Here is a 19,639-nt window from a genome sequence, read left to right on the forward strand (position 1 = left end):
GCGCCGAAAATGCGAGCTGGTCGCATTGCAACTTTCATCGAACTCGCAATGGAACCTTTGAGGACCCCTCTTCGTTTCGTAAGTGAAGAGGGATTGGTCCAGCCAGAATGCGCAAATGATCCTGGATATCGTTTCAGACCCGCTTTTCCTTATCTGCTGGGCGCTTGCAATGGTGCCGAGCCTTATCGTGCTGATTTACGATCTTCGCTCGAAAAACGCCCATCTTATGCCGTTGATGAAACTCGTCTGGGCGCTGACGGTGCTTTACTCCGGGCCGCTCGGCCTGCTCATTTATTGGAAAACCGGCCGCAAGGAGATTGCGCGCGATTCGATCTGGAGGAGATCGTTCCGCTCCGTTGCACACTGCTATTCCGGCTGTGGGATGGGGGAGATCGTCGGTGTCGTCATCGCTGTCGGGCTGCTTTCCCTTGGCAATCTGTGGGTCGCCGGAATCACATTCGTGCTTGCCTATGTCGCGGGGTATTCGCTCACGGTGGGCCCGCTCATGCAGGAAGGTGTGCCATTTCGCACCGCGTTACGCGATGCTTTCTTTGCGGAAACGCCCAGCATTGCAGTCATGGAGGTCGTGGCAATCGGTTCTGACCTGTATCTGGCCGGCTCCGCGACGATGGGCGAAATCATTTTCTGGTCGTCGCTGATCGTGTCTCTCACGCTCGGTCTGCTTGCCGCCTATCCGGTGAATGTGCTGCTCATCCATTTTGGTGTGAAGGAAGGGATGATGGACCCGCGCATGAGCGGACACGCTCACGCCTGAGCAACAGGTTGCCCGGCTTTCTTCAGCCCTTCGCGAAGATGTTCCGCGTCCGCTTCATTGGCGTAGTGAAGCGTATCGAGGAAGCCTTCTATGGTGAAGTCCGGGTCAAGGACCTTGATGCGGGCCATATGAGCACCGGCTGCCGTGGCGTCGCCGAGTTGGCCGTATGACGCGGCGATGAAGGCATGCTGCAACACGTCGGTGGACGACATGTGCATGAAGGCCTCTATCGCCTCGGGATATTGCCGGGCGGCGAAATGCGCCTTGCCGAGGTGGCTCCAGAAGCGCTCGGGATGGTGAGGGTTGAGCTTCATGGCGCGGCGTATCCAGTCGATACCTTCCTTGGGATGGCCGAGCCAGGTCAGCAACTCCCCCTGCTGGACGACCACGAGGTCGTAATTCGGGTTGAGCGCCAGCGCCCGTTCCTGGTGGTAGCGCGCACGGGTGAGGTCGTTGCGGTTCACGTTGATGGCGGCAAGGATACGGTGCACATCGGCGTCATTGTCGTCGAGCGACAAGGCAATTTCGAGTTCCTTCTCGATTTTCGCGAACGTCGCGTCGGCATCCTCGCACCAGCCATACACCCAGGACTGGCCGAGGATGCAGCCGCGCCAGGCATGGGCATGGGCGTAGTCGGGGTCGAGTTCGAGCGCGCGCGTAATCAGTTCCTGCGCCATCTCGTTTTCTTCGCGTGCGCTGCGGTGATGGCGAACCTTTGCGGCGAGTACGCATTCGTAGGCCGCCATGCTGGATGGCGTCTTGCGGGAGAGCCTGTCCTGCTGGGCAGCCTCCACGCGTCCGGGCAGCGTTGCGACGATGGCCGAGGTCACCTCGTCCTGGATGGCGAAGATATCATCCAGCGTACGGTCGTACTTTTCCGCCCAGATATGCGCGTCGGTCGCTGAATCGATGAGCTGGACCGTTACCCGCAGCCGGTCGCCGCCCTTGCGAACGCTTCCCTCCACCAGGTACTGCGCGCCGAGCTTTTGCGCGACGTCGCGCAGGTTCACGGACTGCCCCTTGTAGACGAAGCTCGAATTGCGGGAGATGACGAAAAGCTCGTGACGGCGCGACAGCTCGGTCAGGATGTCTTCCGTCAGCCCGTCGACGAAGAACTCCTGATCCGGATCCCCGCTCATGTTCGCGAAGGGCAGCACCGCGATGGTCGGCTTGTTCGTCTGGGGGCGTTCGTCGTCCTTGGCCGGTTTGTCGTCGCGGCGGTCTCCCGGCCTTGCGATCAACGCGCGCCACACGTGCACGGGCCGGGCGATATTCTTCACGGAGCGCTCGCCAAGATCCTCAAAGCCGATATCCAGACGATCGCGGACCTGATCATATACGGCCTGCGAAACGCAAAAGCCACCGACGTCGGCAAGCTGCTCGATGCGTGCGGCAACGTTCACCCCGTCGCCGAATATGTCGTCATTGTCGAAGATGATGTCGCCGAGATTGATGCCGATGCGGAATTGTATGCGCCGGTCGTCGGGCACGTCCGCGTTCCGCCGGTGCATGCGCTCCTGTATCTCGGCGGCACAACGCACCGCATCGGCGACGCTCTGGAATTCGACCAGCATCCCGTCGCCAGTCGTCTTGATGATGTTGCCCTGATTTTTTGCGATGGCAGGATCTATGAGTTCGATCCTGTGGGTCCTGAGCCGCGCGAGTGTGCCTTGCTCGTCGGCTTCCATCAGCCGTGAGTATCCAGCCATATCGGCCGCGAGCACCGCGGCGAGCCTTCGTTCCATGTGTGTTTCCTCTGCGGGAGGAATTGTAACACGAGACGATTGCACAAAGTTACGGGGAAATTTGTGAAGGATTTCGCGTCACGCCGCCCCTTCGTATTCGGCGGAAAGCTCCAGCCAGCGCTCTTCGGTCTCGGCGAGCTTCTTTTCCGCGTCCGAGCGGTCCTTGGCAAGCTTCGTCGCCTTCGCCGGATCGCGGGCGTAGAGATCGGCATCGGCCAATGCCGAGTCACACTTGGAAATCAGCGCCTGAAGCTTTTCCATCTCCTTTTCGCAAGTCGTGATTTCCTTGCGGAGAGGGGCAAGCTGGGCGCGTCGTTCGGCGGCTTCCCGGCGGCGGTCCTGCGCGGATTTTCGGTCCGTCTCATCGCTCTGCTGCTTGTCGCTGCCGTTTTTCGCTCTTTCTTCCCGCGAAAGGATCAATCGGCGATAGTCGTCCATGTCGCCGTCGAAGGATTTCACGCCGCCGCCGGATACAAGCCAAAGCCTGTCCGCGCAGGCTTCCACCAGGTGCCTGTCGTGCGAAATCAGGATGACGGCGCCTTCGAAGGCGTTGATCGCGTGGATCAGCGCTTCGCGGCTGTCGATGTCGAGGTGGTTCGTCGGCTCGTCGAGGATGAGCAGGTTCGCGCCATGGAAGGTGGCGAGCCCCAAAAGCAGCCGCGCCTTCTCGCCGCCGGAAAGGTCTTTCGCGGCTGTATCCATCCGGTCCGTCGGCAGACCGAATTGCGCAACGCGCGCGCGCACCTTCGCCTCCGCTGCATCCGGGATCAGCCTGCGCACATGGTCGACCGGGCTCTCGGTGGGCCGCAGTTCGTCCAGCTGGTGCTGAGCGAAAAAGGCGATCTCCAGCTTGGGTGCGCGAATGATCGTGCCGGCCTGTTCGCCAAGTCTTCCGGCGATGAGCTTGGCGAAAGTCGACTTGCCGTTGCCGTTGGCGCCGAGAAGGGCGATGCGGTCGTCCGGATCGATGTTGAGGCTGAGGTTCTTCAGCACCGGATCGCCGCCATATCCAACGGCGACGGTCTCAAGCTTGATGATCGGCGGCGAAAGCTGTGAGGTCGGATCGGGAAAGGCGATCGGCTGGACGTGGTCTTCGATCACGCCGGCGATCGGCTGCATCTTTTCCAGCATCTTGATGCGCGACTGCGCCTGGCGCGCCTTGGTCGCCTTGGCGCGGAACCGGTCGACGAAGGCCTGCAGGTGCTTTCTCTGCGCGTCCTGCTTTTCCTTCATCTTCGCCTGCAGGACCATGGCCTCGCGCCGCTGCCGGTCGAAACTGTCGTAGCCGCCGCGGTAATAGGTGAGCTTGCCCCGGTCGAGATGAACGATGGAATCGACCGCCTTGTTCAGGAGGTCGCGATCGTGGCTGATGATGATGACCTGATGCGGATAGCGCGCGACATAGTTTTCAAGCCAGAGCGTGCCTTCAAGGTCGAGATAGTTCGTCGGCTCGTCGAGCAGAAGAAGATCGGGTTCGGAAAAAAGGAGCGCGGCAAGGGCGACCCGCATCCGCCAGCCGCCTGAAAATGCGGAGCAGGGGCGCTGCTGCGCTGCGTCGTCGAAGCCCAGGCCGGAGAGGATCCGGCCCGCGCGCGCTTCCGCCGTATGGCTGCCGATGTCGGCAAGGCGGGTGTGGATTTCCGCAATCCGGTGCGGATCGCTTGCGGTTTCGGCCTCAGTGATGAGGCGGGTGCGTTCCTCATCAGCGGCGAGCACGGTATCGATCAGGCTCACTTCCGTGCCCGGCGCTTCCTGCGCCACCTGACCGATGCGCAGGCCCTTCGGCATCAGGATATCGCCGGATTCGGCATGTGCCTCGCCGGTGATCAGCCGAAAGAGCGTGGATTTGCCGGCCCCATTGCGGCCGACAAGCCCGGCTTTGGAGCTTGCGGGCAAGGTGACGCTTGCCTTGTCGATGAGCGTTCGTCCGGCGATCCGGTATGTGAGTTCGTTGATCTGCAGCATGGCGCGGATCAATGGCAGGAGCGCGAGCTCAGTTCAAGGGGCATTGGCGCTCGGACGCCGGGTGTCGGTGCCTTATCCCTTTTGCGGCCGCTTTCCATCGAAGACGCGCCATGCGCGCTTGATGTTTTCCGCCCGGAAGCCGTGGCCGCTCGGATAAAGACAGACCTCCAGCCGCTTGCCGGTATCGTTCTTCTTGCGCGCGCATTCCATGTCGGAAAGTTCTTCGTGACCCGAGGGCTTGTAGTCGCCGATACGCGTCATCATGCCCAGCGCGTCGAAGACATTGCCCTGCTTGGCCTCGCGGATGCGCCGCCCGTCAAGCGGCACCACCTTGTCCTTCGTGCCATGATAGTGGATGAGGTTCACAGGTCCCGTGGGGCATTCCCGTGGCACCGGTTCCCAGAAGGTGCCGGACATCGGCGCGAAGCCCATGAATTCGTCGCCCCGGTAGCAGGCGAGGTACCACGTCACCATGCCGCCGGCGGAAAATCCGGTCATCATGATGTGGTCCTGCGCGATCCCGAAACGGTTATGCAGATCGGCTTTCAGGGCGTCGAAATAGGCAAGTTCGTCCTGCCTCAGAAACTGGCTTGAGCCGGGGCGATGCGGCAGATTCCAGTGCCCGTTGACGCCGTTCGCCGCCACGAATGCGACGCCAAGTTCCTCGGCAAGTGCCGTCAGCGCCTTGTTGTGGATCGTCTTGCCGGCGGATCCCTTGTGGCCGTGGGCATAGACGATGGCGCCGAGGTCTTCCATCTTTTCGTACCCTTCCGGCAGCACGACCCTGTAGCTGCGCTCGCCGACCATGCAGTCGCTGTCCCGGCCGCAGGCGTTTGCCGGGGAAGCAGCTGCATACACAAGCATCGCCACAGCGAAAAATGCCGCTGCGCAAACTCCTTTGCCGATAGGCTTCATGGGCAAACGCTCCGTCGGTTAAATCCGAAGCTTAAGTATAGTCCCTTATCCAGCATTTGACCGCCCCCTAACGTCAATTTGAGCGCGGGGCCCGTCGCCGCCGGCGGTGTCATACATCGGGCGTATTAGCGCACCATTTTAGAAAATAAAGGAGAGTGCGATGCCCTACTATCATGCGGTGACCACCACGACGGAATTCGAACAGGCTGTTGAGGCTGTAAAGGCGGCGCTTTCCCGACACGGCTTCGGCGTGCTGAGCGAGATAGATGTAGCCGATACGCTTCACAAGAAGATCGGCGAGACGATCCCGCCCTACAGGATCCTGGGAGCCTGCAATCCGAAGATGGCGCATAAGGCGCTGACGTCGGAGCCGCACATCGGCGTCATGCTTCCCTGCAATGTGATTGTCCGGCGCACGGATAACGGCGAGACCGAAATTGCCGCCGTCGATCCGGTCGCGTCCATGCGTGCGGTCCAGAACCCGGCTCTCGCATCCGTTGCAGAGGAAGTGCGGGCGTCACTCAATCAGGCTATCGACGAATTGGTGAAATAAACCTTTTCAAAAATTGCCGGCCCGGCCGGGCTTGCCCGGCCGGAGCCCGGAAGTGCTTTCCACTCAGGTGATGACCACCTGAGCGAAAAGAATTCGCTCCGGACCCTATCCGGCTTGCGCCTGAATGGCCTTCACGTCCTCGGCTGTAAGAGCCTTGCCGCCGATGCCCCATTCGCCGCTTGCAACTTCCTGGACGCGTACCCAGGTGACGCCGCGCATGGCCTCTCCTTCGATGCCGACCATCGCGTCGGTAACCTTTTCGATCATTTCGCGTTTCTGTTCGGCGTTGAAGACGCCTTCGATCAGTTGAATGTCTACGAGCGGCATGGCCGTTCTCCTCTTGTGTCTTGTGGTTTCCATTCAGCTTGCCGGTGTTCGCCGGAGCCAGGTGGAAGGTGCCACGAGGTGAGGCGGCCTACGTAGTTCAGGAAATGAATCTGCCCCGGTACAGAAACTGAACTGGCCGGTTTTCTGCCGTTGAGTTAGCCTTTACCCGCCTCACTGGAGACGGTGCGAGAGGAGGGCTCGATGACGGAAGGAAGCTACAAGCAGTTCTGCCCGGTCGCGATGGCGGCCGAAACGCTGTGCACCCGCTGGACGGTGGTGCTCCTGCGCGAACTCGTTGCCGGGTCCACGCGTTTCAACGAGCTGCGGCGCGGCGTGCCGCGCATGTCGCCGGCGCTTCTTTCCAAGCGGCTGAAGGATCTGGAGGCAGCCGGCATCCTCGAGCGCACGCCGGTTTCCGGGGAGCCGGATACCTATGAATACAAGCTTACCGAAGCTGGCCGTGACCTGAGGCCGGTGATCGAGGCGATCGGCCACTGGGGCCAGCGCTGGGTGGAGACCGAGCCTTCGCTCGACAATCTCGATGTCGAACTTCTCATGTGGGACATGCACCGCAACCTCGATACGACGCCCATGCCGCAAAAGCGCTCGACCATCCAGTTCATCTATACCGACCTGCCGTCGGCGCGGAAGAACTGGTGGCTTTTGGTCATGCCCGAAAAGCCTGTCGATCTTTGTTCCGTCGATCCGGGGTTCGATGTGGACCTTTTCGTCACCGTGGATCTTCGCACGATGACGGAGATCTGGATGGGCCTGCGGACCGTGGATGCCGCGCGCCGCGACGAGCGGCTGATTGCGACCGGAGACCGGTCGCTGGAAACGGCCATGCAAATGTGGCTCGGCCTCAGCCCCTTTGCCGGCGTGAAAAAGGTCGCCGCCTGACCTGACAGCGGCGATTGGCTATAGTTCTGCCGCCCTATACACCGGGAGCGAGAGGCCGGCATGGCGCTTATCGACGATGGCAATCGCCGCTGGTGGGTTCTGCTCTCATCCGCCTTTACCTTCGGTCTGATGGTGCTCGACGAGACGATCGTCGGTGTCGCGCTCGTCACGATCCGCTCCGAGCTCGGCCTCTCCGTCGTTGTTTCGCACTGGGTGGTGAACGTTTATCTGCTGACCTTCACAAGCTTCGTCGCCGTTGGTGGAAAGCTTGTCGACGAGCTTGGTCAGACGCGAATGCTGACGGTTGGCCTTGCCATTTTCGGCCTGTCGTCGCTTGCGGCGGGGTTCTCGGAAAGCGGCGGCATACTGATCGCAGCGCGAGGGTTGCAGGGCGTAGGCGCAGGGATAATCGTGCCGGCGTCGATGGCGATTGGAACCGCGCTCTTTTCCTCCGGGGATCGAGGGCTTGCGCTCGGCGTTCAGGTGACGATCGCCGCGGTCTTCATGTCGTCGGGGCCGCTGCTCGGCGGGTATTTCTCGGAAGTGGTCTCCTGGAGGTGGATTTTCTGGGTCAACCTGCCGGTGATCGCCGTTATTATCGCCGTCATCCATTCGGCCTGGGTGCCGCCCAAGCCCGCTCACGGCGGCGATGAGGCCGAAGCGCGGTTTATTCTCGACATGCGCGGCTTTGTTCTTCTGGTCGCCGGGTTGGGCGCCTTCGTCGGCGGTGTCATGCAAGGTGCCGACTGGGGCTGGTCGTCGCCGGCGACCCTTGGCCTGGTCCTCTCAGGGCTCGTCCTGCTTTCGGCGTTCACCTTCGCGGAACTGAAGACCAACGCACCGCTTGTCGATCTTGAGCTTCTGCGTATCACAGCGTTCTCGGCAAGTTGTTCCGCTTTTTTCATGTTTCAGTTCGGCAAGATGGTCGTTTTCGTCTTCCTGGCGCTCTACCTGCAGCAAGTCCTTGGGCTTTCCCCGCTCAATGCGGGCCTTGTCATCGTGCTTGCCGTTTTGCCTTCGCTGGGCGTTTCCTATATTGCCGGCAAATGCGCTGACAGGTTCGGTTCGCGTCCACCGCTCCTGATCGCCATGCTGGCAAGCGGCTTTGCGCTCGCCGGTATCGGCATTTCTACCTGGATGGATCGGCTGGCGCCAATCGTCGTGTTTCTTCTTATCTGGGGGGCTTCGATGCCGTTTTACGCTATCGCAGGGCGCAGGACGGTGCTGAATGCCGTGCCGCTAGAGGGCAGGGGCAAGGCAACGGGCGTAAATTTCACCATTCAGTTGCTAGGCGGCACGATCGGCGTCGCCATCGCCAGCGCAATCCACAGCGAGACGGGCGGCTTCACCATGATGTTCCTGGTAACCTCGGGCCTGACGCTTGCCGCCCTTTTCCCGGTCGCGGCCTGTGTGAAGGCGGAAAAACACGCGCCGCAGGCTGCCGCGTAGGCCTGATGACCGGTCTGTCGACTTTTGCTTTGCAATAATATTCCGTAACGTCATACGCTTTCCCGGCAATAAAACATTCAACACAGGGGGGAACGCTTCATGTGCGTACCAGGGTGCCAGGAAACGGTCATGCGCCGCCTGAGCCGGCGCGGGTTTTTCAAGGGGCTGGGAGCTGCGGGCGCGGGGGCCGCGGTTTTCACGGCTTTTCCGCCGCCGCGCCCCGCAATCGCGCAAGGCGCATCCTTTTCCAGGGTGGTGGATCTCACGCATGCGCTAGGGCCGGATTTCCCGACGTTCTTCGGCAAACCTCAGCTTTCGATGGAGCGCAATGCCGCCTTCGACAAGGACGGCTACAACATGTTCACCTGGACGATCGTGGAGCACACGGGCACCCATCTCGACGCACCGATACATTTTTCCGCGGATGGGGTCGATGCATCGTCGATAGGCGCCGATCAGCTTGTCGTTCCGCTTGCCGTCGTCGACATCAAGGAAAAGGCGGCGTCCGATACCGATTACCAGCTTACCCCCGACGATCTGAAAACCTGGGAAGCGGCAAACGGCGACCTGCCCAACGGCGGATGCGTGGCCATGAATTCGGGCTGGGCGCGATATGTCACGGGCGAAAAGTTCCGCAATACCGACCCGGAGGGCCGGATGCATTTTCCGGGCTTTCACGTCGAAGCGGCGATGTACATGATGGAAAAAGGCGTGGTCGGGATGGCGGTCGACACGCTTTCGCTCGACTTCGGAGCGTCAGAGGATTTCGCGACGCATTATGCCTGGCTGCCGTCGGGGCGCTGGGGCGTGGAATGCGTGGCGAACCTCGACGATGTGCCGGCAACGGGCGCGACCTTCGTCCTTGGCGGACCGAAGATCAAGGGTGCTTCCGGCGGACCGAGCAGGGTTTTCGCTCTGGTTTGAGCGCTGTCTGGAGCCGAGCATCGAGCGTAGTTACCGAACGATCGGATGACGTGAACCTGGCTTCACCCTCACCCGGCGCTGTCGCGCCGACCTCTCCCTTCAAGGGAGAGGTAAGGGAGAATGCGGCCGGCATTTATGCTCCTGATTTATGCGGTGTCCCAATTTTCTGCACTTGATATCGGGTAGAGGAGGAGCCGCTTGCGCCCACTCTCCAGGCGAAGTCGGATGTTTCCGGCTTCGCATTTTTTCATCCAAACTGGGGAACACCCGAGTTTGGCGGGAGAGGGGCCGGGTGAGGGTGTCTTTCAGGTGCCTTCACCGCCCGCCTGTCCGCTCACTCCAGCGTTTCGTAAAGCCGCTTTATGAGCGTCATGCGCGGGACGAGCGACGAGACGAATATATGCTCATTGAGCGTGTGAACGCCGTCGCCGTCGGCACCCATGCCGTCGATCGTCGCCACCTTGTCGGCGATGAAGTTGCCGTCAGATCCGCCGCCCGTATGCTCGCCGATCAGCTCGAAGCCGATTTCCTCCGCCAGTCCCGCGGCATGGGCGAACAGGCGTCTGGAGGCTTCGCTCTGCTCGAAAGGCGGGCGGTTCATGCCTCCGGTCACGGTCACCGTGCATCCGTCCGTCTGGGGCTTCAGTCCCGTGATCTTGGCCACCATCTCCTCGCCGGCCTGCGCCGTGGGCACGCGCAGGTCGATGTCGGCGCGCGCATGCTGCGCGATCACGTTTGAGCCCGTGCCGCCCTGGATTACGCCGACATTGACGGTTATGCCACGCTCGTAGTCCGTCATGGCTTCGAGTGTCAGGATCTGGTGTGCCAGTTCCTTGATGGCGCTTCGCCCGTCGTGATGGCGCGCACCGGCGTGCGAGGGGCGGCCTTCGACGATCAGCTCGAAACGCGCGACGCCCTTGCGTGCCGTCACGATGTGCCCGCCGTTGCGCGCCGGTTCCGTCACGATGCAGTATTTCGCGCGTTCCCCGAGCTCTTCGATCAGCGCTTGCGATGTCGGGCTGCCGATCTCCTCATCGGACGTGAAAAGATGCCAGACGGGAAGGGGCGCGGATTTGCGCCCCTCGGCGATGCGGCGCATCGCATCGAGCGCGATATAGGCGCCCGCCTTCATGTCGCAGACACCGGGACCGTAAAGCTTGTCGCCGTCGCGGCGGATGGGAAGCGTGGTGGAGAGCGTTCCCTTCGGGTGCACGGTGTCCAGATGGCTGAGGGTGAGGATATAGGGCTCGTCCAGGCCGCCCCAGGGCGAGCGCACGAGGAGGTGCCCGCCGCGTCCGCTCCGCCCCGGAAAGCGCTTGATACCGGCGCCGAACCCCGAGGCTTCGCCCGCCACAATGCCCATCAGCCGATCGAGGTCGGCGGCATCGGGCGTGTTCGTTTCAACCTCGACCCAACGATTGATGCCTTCCACCAGCGCTTCGACATCCGGCTCCGCCATGTCATATCCCTTCTTCGAAATCTGTTTGGAATGCAGGGGCGCGCGGCATTTCGGGCGCAAGCGTTCCCTGCTCGTGAATCGGAAAGCGAAGAAGACTATCGCAGACGTGCAGGCGCGCAGGCAAACACGCACGATAAACAATTCGCACCTGTTCGTTACATGGTCGAAGGCACTGTGCAGGCAACGGGCGGGGCAATCGATGTCTTCAAGTTGAATGAGGATTTAGGCGAATTTTCTTCCACCGCGATTATCTTTGTTTCCGTGCCCGTCCGGGCCGGCTTAGGCCAGTCCGGTGCCGGTAGCCGGCAGGAGGTACCATTTCAGATGCTGGATCGACCGGAGTCTTGCCTTGAGCGGAAATGACCCACTGATTGACATACTCGGGAACTGCGAGGGTTTCTTTTCGATGCAGAAATCCAGGCTTACGGATCTCGGCATTTCCATCGAAGGGTGCGAGATCAGCCATCTCGCGTTTCGCACGCTGACCTACCCTGAATACCTTGAGGCGCGCGCACGCCTCGAAGAACATGCGCAAGCAAATCTCGAGAACGTATGGAACGGCCGGCCGATCTCGAAGATCCTGTTGCGGTCGCCGCTCGATCTGGGAGATGGCTTCAGCGTGCGGATGATCGAGCTCATCCCGCCGATGCACCAGTGCGTCTATCGCATGGGTCTTGAGCATGTGGGCGTGGTGATCGGCGAAGGCGTGGACGAGTTCGGCAAGACGCACCGGTCCGTGCTGACCGGCCAGCAGTATCAGGGGCCGGTCAACGAGCCTTATTTCATTCGCTTCGAGGATTACACGAACGTCAAATTCTACCGCCGTTCCCTGAAGGACGTGTGCGAGATGGAGGGGCGTCCTTTCGCCGGCTTCGTCCATGTCGAACGCTGGCAGGGTTAAGGCCGATCCTCAGGCGGCATTTGCGTTTTTCGCCATGCCGATCCCGGTTTCGCGCTGGAAGTAGATCATGTCGAGCGCTTCCGGCTTGCGGCCCAGCATCGTCAGGAAGGTGTGGGCTTGCCCGCGGTGGTGCGTCTGGTGGTTGAAGACGTGGAACATCGCCGAGCCGAGCGGCTGTTCCATCACCAGAGGCTTGCGAATGGTGCGATAGAGGATCGTGCGCATGATATCCGCTTCGTTCAATTGCTGAACGAATGCGAGGATGCGCTCGTCCACATGGCTGCGGCGTTCCTTCAGAGCTGGAAAATCCTCCGTCAGTACTTCGTCCAGGCTGTCGAAAGAATCTCCCAGTCCCGTGAAGCGGTGCATCCAGATAAGGTCGGCCACGAGGAGATGGTCGAGCGTGCCGTGGATGGAGCGGAAATAGGCGCCGAGGTCGCGGTGATATTCTTCGGGCGACAAGTCTTCGCAGCCCTTCAGAATACGTGCGTTGGCCCAGCGGTTGTATTCGGCGAACATGAGCAATGCGGCCTTCATCTTGCCCTCGCTTTCACAAGACGCTGAATTCTACATATTAACATATCCAGGCACGGAAGAGTTGACTGCGCATTGCGCAGGGTCAAATTGATGGCGATTGCGGGCCGAATTGCCATTACGTGCGCTCGATGTTGCAATTCGAACTGTCGATCACGCAGCCGTGCTTCGACGTAGCGTCGATTGCGGTTAGTTTCGCGCGCGAAAGATGACCCAATACTGGAGGACACCCTTGAAACCGATCCTGTACGATCTGTGCGGCGCCAACCCCGAGCAGCGCTTCAGCCCTTACTGCTGGCGCACCGTCTATGCGTTGGCGCACAAGGGGATCGAGGTTGAAGTTCGCCCGACACCCTTCACCAAGATCAAGGATATCGCGCCGGAGGCCGGCAAGACGGTGCCGATCCTCGTCGACGGCGACAAGACGATCTGCGACAGCACTGCGATCGCGGCCTATCTGGAAGACGCATATCCCGACAGGCCGAGCCTATTCGGCGGCGAAGGCGGGCGTGCGGCAAGCCATTTCTTCGAAAGCTACGTGATTTCGATGATGCCGATCTTCGCCTCGCTCGTCGTCAAGGACGTGCACGACGTTCTGGCGCCGGACGATCAGGCCTATTTCCGCACGACGCGCGAGCAGCGCTTCGGCAAGTCTTTGGAAGAAGTGCAGGCGGGCCGGGAAAACCGCCTCGGCGACCTTGCGAAGGCGCTGAAGCCGCTTGAACTGATGCTGGCAAGCCAGCCGTTCGTCGGCGGCGAATCCCCGCTTTACGGCGACTATGTTATCTTCGCCGCTCTCCAGTGGGGTAGAGTGGTGAGCGACATCGACCTTCTTGAGGCAGGTACTCCGGTACATGCCTGGTTCGAGCGCCTTCTGGATATGTACGACGGTCTCGGCCGCAAGGTGGCGACGGGTCAGGCGGCAGCCGCGGCTTGAGGCGACGAACTTTATCCTGCGCCAAGGCTGTTAAGCCCCGTTATCCGGTCTTGCGGGGATAAAGGCACGAGGCTATACCCGTGCCCGCAACAGGAGCGAGCCGGCGACCGCTATTTCCATCGCGGTGCCGGCTTGTCTTTATGGGTTTCAAAACGATCGCAAGTGCGGCGGACCGAACGCCGCCTGCGAAAAGACAAGACGGGACTGTTTTCATGGCGATCGAACGCACTTTCTCGATGATCAAGCCGGATGCGACGAAGCGCAACCTGACCGGCGCCATCACGGCCATGCTGGAAGAGGCGGGCCTGCGCGTCGTTGCTTCCAAGCGCGTGTGGATGTCGCGCCGCGAAGCGGAAGGCTTCTATGCGGTCCACAAGGAGCGCCCGTTCTTTGATGAACTCGTGGAGTTCATGTCTTCCGGCCCGACGGTCGTTCAGGTCCTGGAAGGCGAGAATGCGATCGCGAAGAACCGCGACGTGATGGGCGCGACCAATCCGGCGGACGCAGCGGAAGGAACGATCCGCAAGAAATTCGCCGAATCCATCGGCGAAAACTCCGTCCACGGTTCCGATGCGGCCGAGACAGCGGCGGAGGAGATCGCCTACTGGTTCTCGCAGACCGAAATCGTCGGCTGAGATCTCCGGCGGATTTCTGAATAACCTTTTTGTGCGGGGCTGGCGACGTGCCAGCCCCGTTTTTCTTTTTCCTCGACGCACCTGCGGGGACTGGCCGAATGGAGGAGGATCGCCGCCGCGGCGCAGCTTGACAGCGGTGGTCATGAGGTCGACAACCGCTATCTTTCATATTCTTGTCCTCGCCATGGAACGCTCATGAACGCGCCGGTTATTCGCTCTTCCGCCTGTCCGCACGATTGTCCGTCAACCTGCGCACTCGATGTGGAAGTGCTGCCGGACGGCAGGATCGGGCGTATTCGCGGGGCGAAGGACAATCGCTACACCGCGGGCGTCATCTGCGCGAAAGTCGCTCGCTATACCGAACGGCTTTATCATCCCGACCGGCTGACGCATCCGCTCGTGCGCGTCGGCGCGAAAGGGGACGGGCGTTTCGAGCGCGTGAGCTGGGACAAGGCGCTCGATATCGTTGCCGAAAAGTTCCTGGAAGCGGAAGAACGTTTCGGGGCGCAGGCCGTCTGGCCGTATCACTTCGCGGGCACCATGGGCCTCGTTCAGCGCGACGGCCTCCATCGGTTGCGACACGCGAAAAGCTATTCCCACCAATATGATACGATTTGCACGAACATGGCCTGGAACGGTTATATCGCCGGTACGGGACGGCTTGCCGGGCCCGATCCGCGCGAAATGGCGGTTTCCGATTTCGTCGTGATCTGGGGCACGAACCCGGTCAGCACGCAGGTCAACGTCATGACCCATGCGATATCGGCCAGGAAGACGCGCGGGGCGAAGATCGCCGTCATCGACGTCTATCCGACGGAAACGCTGAAGCAGGCCGATATCGGTCTTGTGCTGAAGCCGGGAACTGATGCGGCACTTGCCTGCGCGGTCATGCATGTGCTCTTCCGCGACGGATTTGCCGACCGCGACTACCTTGAAAAATACACCGATGCGCCGCGCGAACTCGAAGCGCATGTGAAGACGCGCACGCCCGAATGGGCGGCATCTATCACCGGTCTGACGATCGGGGAAATCGAGACTTTTGCCCGCATGGTGGGTGAAACGAAACGGACGTTCTTCCGCCTCGGCTACGGTTTCACCCGCTCTCGCAACGGTACGGTTTCCATGCATGCCGCTTCCTGCATCGCCTCGGTCACGGGGGCCTGGAAATATGAAGGCGGCGGCGCGTTCCACAACAACGGGCGCATCTACGAACTCAACAAGACCATGGTCGAAGGTATTGATATCGTTGACGAAACGACGCGTCGCCTCGATCAGTGCCTGATCGGGCGCATCCTGACCGGCGACGGCGAGGCCCTTCAGGACGGACCGCCCGTTGCGGCGATGTTGATCCAGAACACCAATCCGGTCTCGGTCGCGCCCGAGCAAGCCCTTGTAAAAGAAGGTTTTTCCCGCGATGACCTGTTCGTCTGCGTGCACGAACAGTTCATGACGGAAACGGCGCAAATGGCCGATGTCGTCCTGCCGGCAACGCAGTTTCTGGAGCATGACGACATCTACAAGGGGGGCGGGCACCAGTATCTCATTTTCGGGCCGAAACTGACCGACGGGCCGGGCGAGGCGCGGGAAAACCTGTACGTTCAAAACGAGATAGCGCAGCGGACAGGCGCGAAGGAACATCCCGGCTTCAGGATGACGGCGCGCGAACATGTAGACTGGATGCTGCAGAAGTCCGGCTACGGAACTCTTGAGGAACTGGAGGAAAAGCGTTGGCTCGATTGTCAGCCAGATTTCGAAAGCGCTCATTATATCAACGGTTTCGCTTATCCGGATGGCAAGTTTCGGTTCAAGCCGGACTGGCCCCGTATCCCGGCGGCCAACAATGGGCCGATGGGACCCTGGGCGGAGATGCCGACTTTGCCCGATTACTGGCCGGTGGTCGAGGAAGCTGATGAAACCCACCCATTCCGCCTTGCGACGTCGCCGGCGCGCTCCTTCCTGAATTCCACCTTCAACGAGACGCCCGGTTCCCGAAAGAAGGAGGGCCGGCCGGAAGTCATGATCCTGCCTGAGGACGCGAGCGCGCTCGGTATTGCGGATGGCGACGTGGTCGTGCTGGGAAACAAGCGGGGCCGGGTGACGCTGCATGCGCGCTATACGGAAGGGCTGAAACAGGGTGTGGTGATTGCGGAAGGCATCTGGCCGAACGATGCCTATCCGGACGGAAACGGCATCAACACACTGACGGGCGCCGATCCTGTCGCGCCCTATGGCGGTGCCGCGTTTCATGACACCGCCATATGGATCAGGAAGGCCTGATCGACCTATTAAGCTGCTGCCGGAACGATTGCCTTGTCGCCGAAAACCGCTTCTTCGAAGCGGATCACATAATCGCGGAAGGCCGGAATCGTCTCGGCATATGACCTGAGTGGCGACGCAAAAGCGGGGTTCAGAACATTCGACAAGAGGCCCACGAGCGTTGCATCGACAGTTGTCGGTTCGTCGCCCAGAAAATACGCCTTATCGTCGAGATATCCCGCAATCGCGTCGAGATCCCTTTGTCCCGAAGCATAGATTTCCGTAGGCTCATGCAAACCGATGCCATGGGCGGCGAGCTTCTCCTTCACCGATGCCCTGATTTCCCTGAACGCCGGCTGTCGCTGTTCTTCGGGCAGTGCGCTCAAGACGCCGTTTATCATTGTCGTTTCATTTCGCGGGTCGATCCAACGGCTGTAGAGGATCACCCAATAGAGATGATCCTCGCCAAGGCGGCGGAATGCTTCCGCGACTGACAATTCCATTGTCGTCAGGGACCTGTCGGCATTTAGCCCGTGGTAACGCTCCAGATGCGCCTGAATGAGCGCGCTGTCGGGTATGACGAGTTCGCCATCTCTCAGCACCGGCACCTTGCCGCGCGGTGTCACGGAAAGATCGACGATGTATTCGCAGATATACGGCTTGCCGGCCATGGCAAGCAGGGCTTCGGCCTTATAGCAAAAGGCGCTGAGGCTGCGGGTCCCCGGCATCGAAGGGAAAGCTATGAGTGTAAGCATGGCGTGATCTCCCGGTTTTTGGATAGCCGCTTGATACGCCAGTAGTACTGACAGCATAATGTCAGCATCCTCCCGTTCGGTTCCAGGGACGTTGACGATGCGCCGCGCCGACAGACTGCTGCAGATCATCCAGGTGTTGAGGCGTGAGCGAAGACCGGTAAGCGGGCGCTACATCGCGGAGGAGCTTGAGGTTTCGCTAAGGACTATCTATCGCGACATGGTGGCACTGGAGGCAAGCGGCGTGCCGATACGCGGTGAGGCCGGGGTCGGCTATATCCTCGAAGCAGGCTACGACCTCCCGCCAATGATGTTCGACACCGACGAGATGGAGGCCGTCATGCTGGGCCTGCGCATGGCAGAAAGCAGAGGCGATGCGGCGTTGGCCAAGGCGGCGCGAAATGCGGTGGCGAAAATCGCGGCGGTGCTGCCCGCTACGATGCGCGATGAATTTATCGAGATCCCCCTGTATGCGCCCGTTTTCGAGCCGTTTCCGCAAGAGCGGATCGAACTTCCTGAATTGCGCGCGGCGCTTAGGAGCGGGCAGATCGTGGAAATTCTCTATCAAGTGCCGGATCGTATGCCTGAAAGGCGCAGGATCTGGCCGATCGTGCTCGGTTTTTTCCAGCAATCGCGCGTGCTCGGCGCCTGGTGCGAGTTGCGTCAGGATTTTCGCAATTTCAGAACGGACCGGATTATCGAAATGACGGTTACAAACCGGCGCACACCGGTGAACCGACAGAAACTCTTCTCCGACTGGAATGAGCAGCAACTCCAGGAACTGGAACGCTACAAGCAGGAGCGGAAGGTCGCAGCGAGCTAATTTTCCGGTACAATTAAGGACCTGAAGTCGTTCGAGCCTTCAACGCCTGTTCGTACGCGCATTCCCTCAACACTTGTTCGTTCTGACGCTACGAGCGCAAGAGCTTGCGGGTAAATCTTGTGTTCCACGGTGAGGACGCGTGCCGCGAGCGTCACGGCATCGTCGCCGTCCATCACCGGTACCGCTCCCTGCACGATAATCGGGCCGGCATCCATCTCGCTGCGGACGAAATGGACTGTGGCGCCATGAATGAGACACCCTTCCGCAAGCGCGCGGGCATGCGTATCGAGCCCCTTGAAGGATGGTAGCAGGGCAGGGTGGATATTGAGAATGCGGTCGTGCCAGCGTTCGATGAACCATGGCGTCAGGATGCGCATGAAACCCGCAAGGCAGATGAGATCGATATCCTTTGCGCGGATCGTGCGGTCGAGTTCTTCCTCGAATGCCTGTCGCGATCCGCGTCCGCGATGATCGACCGTCGTGGTCTCGATACCCTCCGACGCCGCCTTTTCGAGTCCGCCAGCGCCCGGCACATTGGATACGACCAGCGCGATTTCAGCCGGATAGCCGTCGGCGCGCGCGGCTTCGATCAGAGCGGTCATATTGCTGCCGCGTCCTGAAATCAGCACCGCTACACGCTTTCGCGACGTCATTTCAAAGCTCCAGCGCGCCGTTGAAGACCACCGGTGCGTCGCTCCGCGCAATCATTCGACCTATTTCGAAAACCTGCTCGCCTTCCTGCGTCAGAATTTCCCTGATTGTGGAAGCGTCCTGCTTTGCGACGACGATGACCATGCCAATGCCGCAGTTGAAGGTCCTGAGCATTTCGGCCTGCGATACCACGCCTTCGCGCGCGAGCCACGCGAATACGGGTGGTACGGAAACCGCCGACAAATCGATTTCAGCCGAAAGCGCGGAAGGCAGAACGCGCGGCAGATTTTCCGGCAATCCGCCTCCGGTGATATGGGCAAGCGCCTTGACCCCCGAAGTGCGCCTGATTGCGGCAAGGAGAGGCTTCACGTAGATCCTGGTCGGCGTCATCAGGGCTTGCGCCAGTGTCGAGCCATCGGCGAAGGGCGCTGCGTCGGCAAAGGAAATGCCTGAACGCTCGACAATTCTGCGGACCAGCGAGAATCCATTTGAATGAACGCCCGACGAGGCGAGGCCCAAGAGAACGTCGCCTTCGCTAACGTCGCCGCGCGGCAGCAATCCATCACGGTTGACGGCACCAACCGCAAAACCGGCGAGATCGTAGTCCTTTGCCGCGTACATGCCCGGCATTTCCGCCGTCTCGCCACCGATGAGCGCGCAGCCGGCCATGCGACAACCATCGGCAATGCCCTTGACGACGCTTGCCGCGGCCTCCACATCAAGCGCGCCGCAGGCGTAATAATCGAGGAAAAACAAGGGTTCCGCGCCTTGGACCACGAGATCGTTCACACACATGGCGACAAGGTCGATGCCGACCGTGTCATGAATGCCGGTGTCGATCGCGATCTTGAGCTTCGTGCCGACGCCGTCGTTTGCGGCAACGAGAACCGGATCCGTAAAGCCTGCGGCTTTCAGATCGAACAGTCCGCCGAAACCGCCGATTGCGCTGTCCGCGCCGGGCCGGGCAGTCGCCTTGACGAAAGGTTTGATACGCTCGACCAGGGCATTTCCCGCGTCGATGTCCACGCCGGCATCGGCATAGGTGAGACCATTCGCCTTTCGGCCGGAAGTATCGCTCATCGGGGTTCTCCGGAAATCTTTCCGCCGCGTCTACAATGCGGGCGAAGCAAGGGCAAGG

20 protein-coding genes are annotated in these 19,639 nt (G+C 60.7%); 11 read left to right on the forward strand and 9 right to left on the reverse strand.

The annotated features are described in order from the left end of the window. Positions 1-115 precede the first annotated feature (115 nt). Positions 116-775 carry a DUF4396 domain-containing protein gene (locus tag GR183_RS06115; protein ID WP_160774689.1) on the forward strand — a complete coding sequence of 220 codons (660 nt, stop codon included), beginning with the start codon at positions 116-118 and terminating at the stop codon, positions 773-775. On the opposite strand, the gene GR183_RS06120 is transcribed toward GR183_RS06115, so the two are convergent. The 3 genes from GR183_RS06120 to GR183_RS06130 form a co-directional block, all read right to left on the reverse strand. Further along, positions 766-2,520 carry an adenylate/guanylate cyclase domain-containing protein gene (locus tag GR183_RS06120; RefSeq protein ID WP_160774690.1) on the reverse strand — a complete coding sequence of 585 codons (1,755 nt, stop codon included), beginning with the start codon at positions 2,518-2,520 and terminating at the stop codon, positions 766-768. The two genes, GR183_RS06115 and GR183_RS06120, sit on opposite strands and share 10 nt — an antisense overlap. A gap of 78 nt (positions 2,521-2,598) precedes the next feature. Then, positions 2,599-4,485 (reverse strand): ribosomal protection-like ABC-F family protein, encoded by a 1,887-nt coding sequence (gene abc-f / locus GR183_RS06125; protein ID WP_160774691.1) that lies wholly within the window; start codon positions 4,483-4,485, stop codon positions 2,599-2,601. 72 nt (positions 4,486-4,557) lie between these two features. Next, entirely contained in the window at positions 4,558-5,400 is an 843-nt protein-coding gene (locus GR183_RS06130) for a CE1 family esterase (RefSeq protein WP_160774692.1), read from the reverse strand. Positions 5,401-5,560: 160 nt separating this feature from the next. Here GR183_RS06130 and GR183_RS06135 point away from each other — a divergent pair, with 160 nt between their 5' ends. Beyond that, entirely contained in the window at positions 5,561-5,953 is a 393-nt protein-coding gene (locus tag GR183_RS06135; protein ID WP_160774693.1) for a DUF302 domain-containing protein, read from the forward strand. 105 nt (positions 5,954-6,058) lie between these two features. Here the strand turns inward: GR183_RS06135 and GR183_RS06140 are convergent, their stop codons facing one another. Next, complete coding sequence (locus tag GR183_RS06140; protein ID WP_160774694.1) at positions 6,059-6,280, reverse strand: tautomerase family protein; 222 nt, start codon at positions 6,278-6,280, stop codon at positions 6,059-6,061. Positions 6,281-6,481: 201 nt separating this feature from the next. On the opposite strand from GR183_RS06140, the gene GR183_RS06145 reads away from it, so the two are divergent. From GR183_RS06145 to GR183_RS06155, 3 genes are all read left to right on the forward strand, one after another. Beyond that, complete coding sequence (locus tag GR183_RS06145; protein WP_160774695.1) at positions 6,482-7,180, forward strand: winged helix-turn-helix transcriptional regulator; 699 nt, start codon at positions 6,482-6,484, stop codon at positions 7,178-7,180. A 60-nt stretch (positions 7,181-7,240) separates the two neighbouring features. Beyond that, a complete protein-coding gene (locus GR183_RS06150) occupies positions 7,241-8,629 on the forward strand; it encodes an MFS transporter (protein WP_160774696.1) in 1,389 nt (462 codons plus the stop codon). A 99-nt stretch (positions 8,630-8,728) separates the two neighbouring features. Further along, positions 8,729-9,553, forward strand: a complete 825-nt coding sequence (locus GR183_RS06155) for a cyclase family protein (RefSeq protein ID WP_160774697.1) — start codon at positions 8,729-8,731, stop codon at positions 9,551-9,553. Positions 9,554-9,887: 334 nt separating this feature from the next. Here GR183_RS06155 and GR183_RS06160 read toward each other — a convergent pair whose 3' ends face one another. Continuing rightward, complete coding sequence (locus GR183_RS06160) at positions 9,888-11,012, reverse strand: M20 family metallopeptidase (protein ID WP_160774698.1); 1,125 nt, start codon at positions 11,010-11,012, stop codon at positions 9,888-9,890. Between the two features lie 30 nt (positions 11,013-11,042). Here GR183_RS06160 and GR183_RS06165 point away from each other — a divergent pair, with 30 nt between their 5' ends. Both GR183_RS06165 and GR183_RS06170 read left to right on the forward strand, forming a co-directional pair. Then, entirely contained in the window at positions 11,043-11,375 is a 333-nt protein-coding gene (locus tag GR183_RS06165) for a hypothetical protein (protein WP_160774699.1), read from the forward strand. Then, complete coding sequence (locus GR183_RS06170; protein ID WP_312846783.1) at positions 11,305-11,913, forward strand: VOC family protein; 609 nt, start codon at positions 11,305-11,307, stop codon at positions 11,911-11,913. The genes GR183_RS06165 and GR183_RS06170 overlap by 71 nt, the downstream gene beginning before the upstream one ends. 9 nt (positions 11,914-11,922) lie before the next feature. Here the strand turns inward: GR183_RS06170 and GR183_RS06175 are convergent, their stop codons facing one another. Beyond that, entirely contained in the window at positions 11,923-12,450 is a 528-nt protein-coding gene (locus tag GR183_RS06175) for a DinB family protein (protein ID WP_160774701.1), read from the reverse strand. 229 nt (positions 12,451-12,679) lie between these two features. Here GR183_RS06175 and GR183_RS06180 point away from each other — a divergent pair, with 229 nt between their 5' ends. The 3 genes from GR183_RS06180 to GR183_RS06190 all read left to right on the forward strand — a co-directional run bounded on the left by GR183_RS06180 (position 12,680) and on the right by GR183_RS06190 (position 16,296). Beyond that, on the forward strand, positions 12,680-13,384 hold the full coding sequence (locus tag GR183_RS06180; protein WP_160774702.1) for a glutathione S-transferase N-terminal domain-containing protein: 705 nt from the start codon (positions 12,680-12,682) through the stop codon (positions 13,382-13,384). 212 nt (positions 13,385-13,596) lie between these two features. After that, a complete protein-coding gene (ndk, locus tag GR183_RS06185) occupies positions 13,597-14,019 on the forward strand; it encodes a nucleoside-diphosphate kinase (protein ID WP_160774703.1) in 423 nt (140 codons plus the stop codon). Between the two features lie 195 nt (positions 14,020-14,214). Then, complete coding sequence (locus GR183_RS06190) at positions 14,215-16,296, forward strand: molybdopterin-containing oxidoreductase family protein (protein WP_160774704.1); 2,082 nt, start codon at positions 14,215-14,217, stop codon at positions 16,294-16,296. An 8-nt stretch (positions 16,297-16,304) separates the two neighbouring features. Here GR183_RS06190 and GR183_RS06195 read toward each other — a convergent pair whose 3' ends face one another. Further along, a complete protein-coding gene (locus tag GR183_RS06195; RefSeq protein ID WP_160774705.1) occupies positions 16,305-17,030 on the reverse strand; it encodes a glutathione S-transferase family protein in 726 nt (241 codons plus the stop codon). Between the two features lie 97 nt (positions 17,031-17,127). Between GR183_RS06195 and GR183_RS06200 the strand changes: the two genes are divergently transcribed. After that, positions 17,128-17,850, forward strand: a complete 723-nt coding sequence (locus tag GR183_RS06200; protein WP_160774706.1) for a helix-turn-helix transcriptional regulator — start codon at positions 17,128-17,130, stop codon at positions 17,848-17,850. Here GR183_RS06200 and purN read toward each other — a convergent pair. Next, entirely contained in the window at positions 17,847-18,503 is a 657-nt protein-coding gene (gene purN, locus GR183_RS06205; protein ID WP_160774707.1) for a phosphoribosylglycinamide formyltransferase, read from the reverse strand. The two genes, GR183_RS06200 and purN, sit on opposite strands and share 4 nt — an antisense overlap. Before the next feature lies 1 nt (position 18,504). After that, entirely contained in the window at positions 18,505-19,581 is a 1,077-nt protein-coding gene (gene purM, locus GR183_RS06210) for a phosphoribosylformylglycinamidine cyclo-ligase (protein ID WP_160774708.1), read from the reverse strand. Positions 19,582-19,639 lie beyond the last annotated feature (58 nt).

This window comes from Stappia sediminis (assembly GCF_009826895.1).
Lineage (GTDB): Bacteria > Pseudomonadota > Alphaproteobacteria > Rhizobiales > Stappiaceae > Hongsoonwoonella > Hongsoonwoonella sediminis.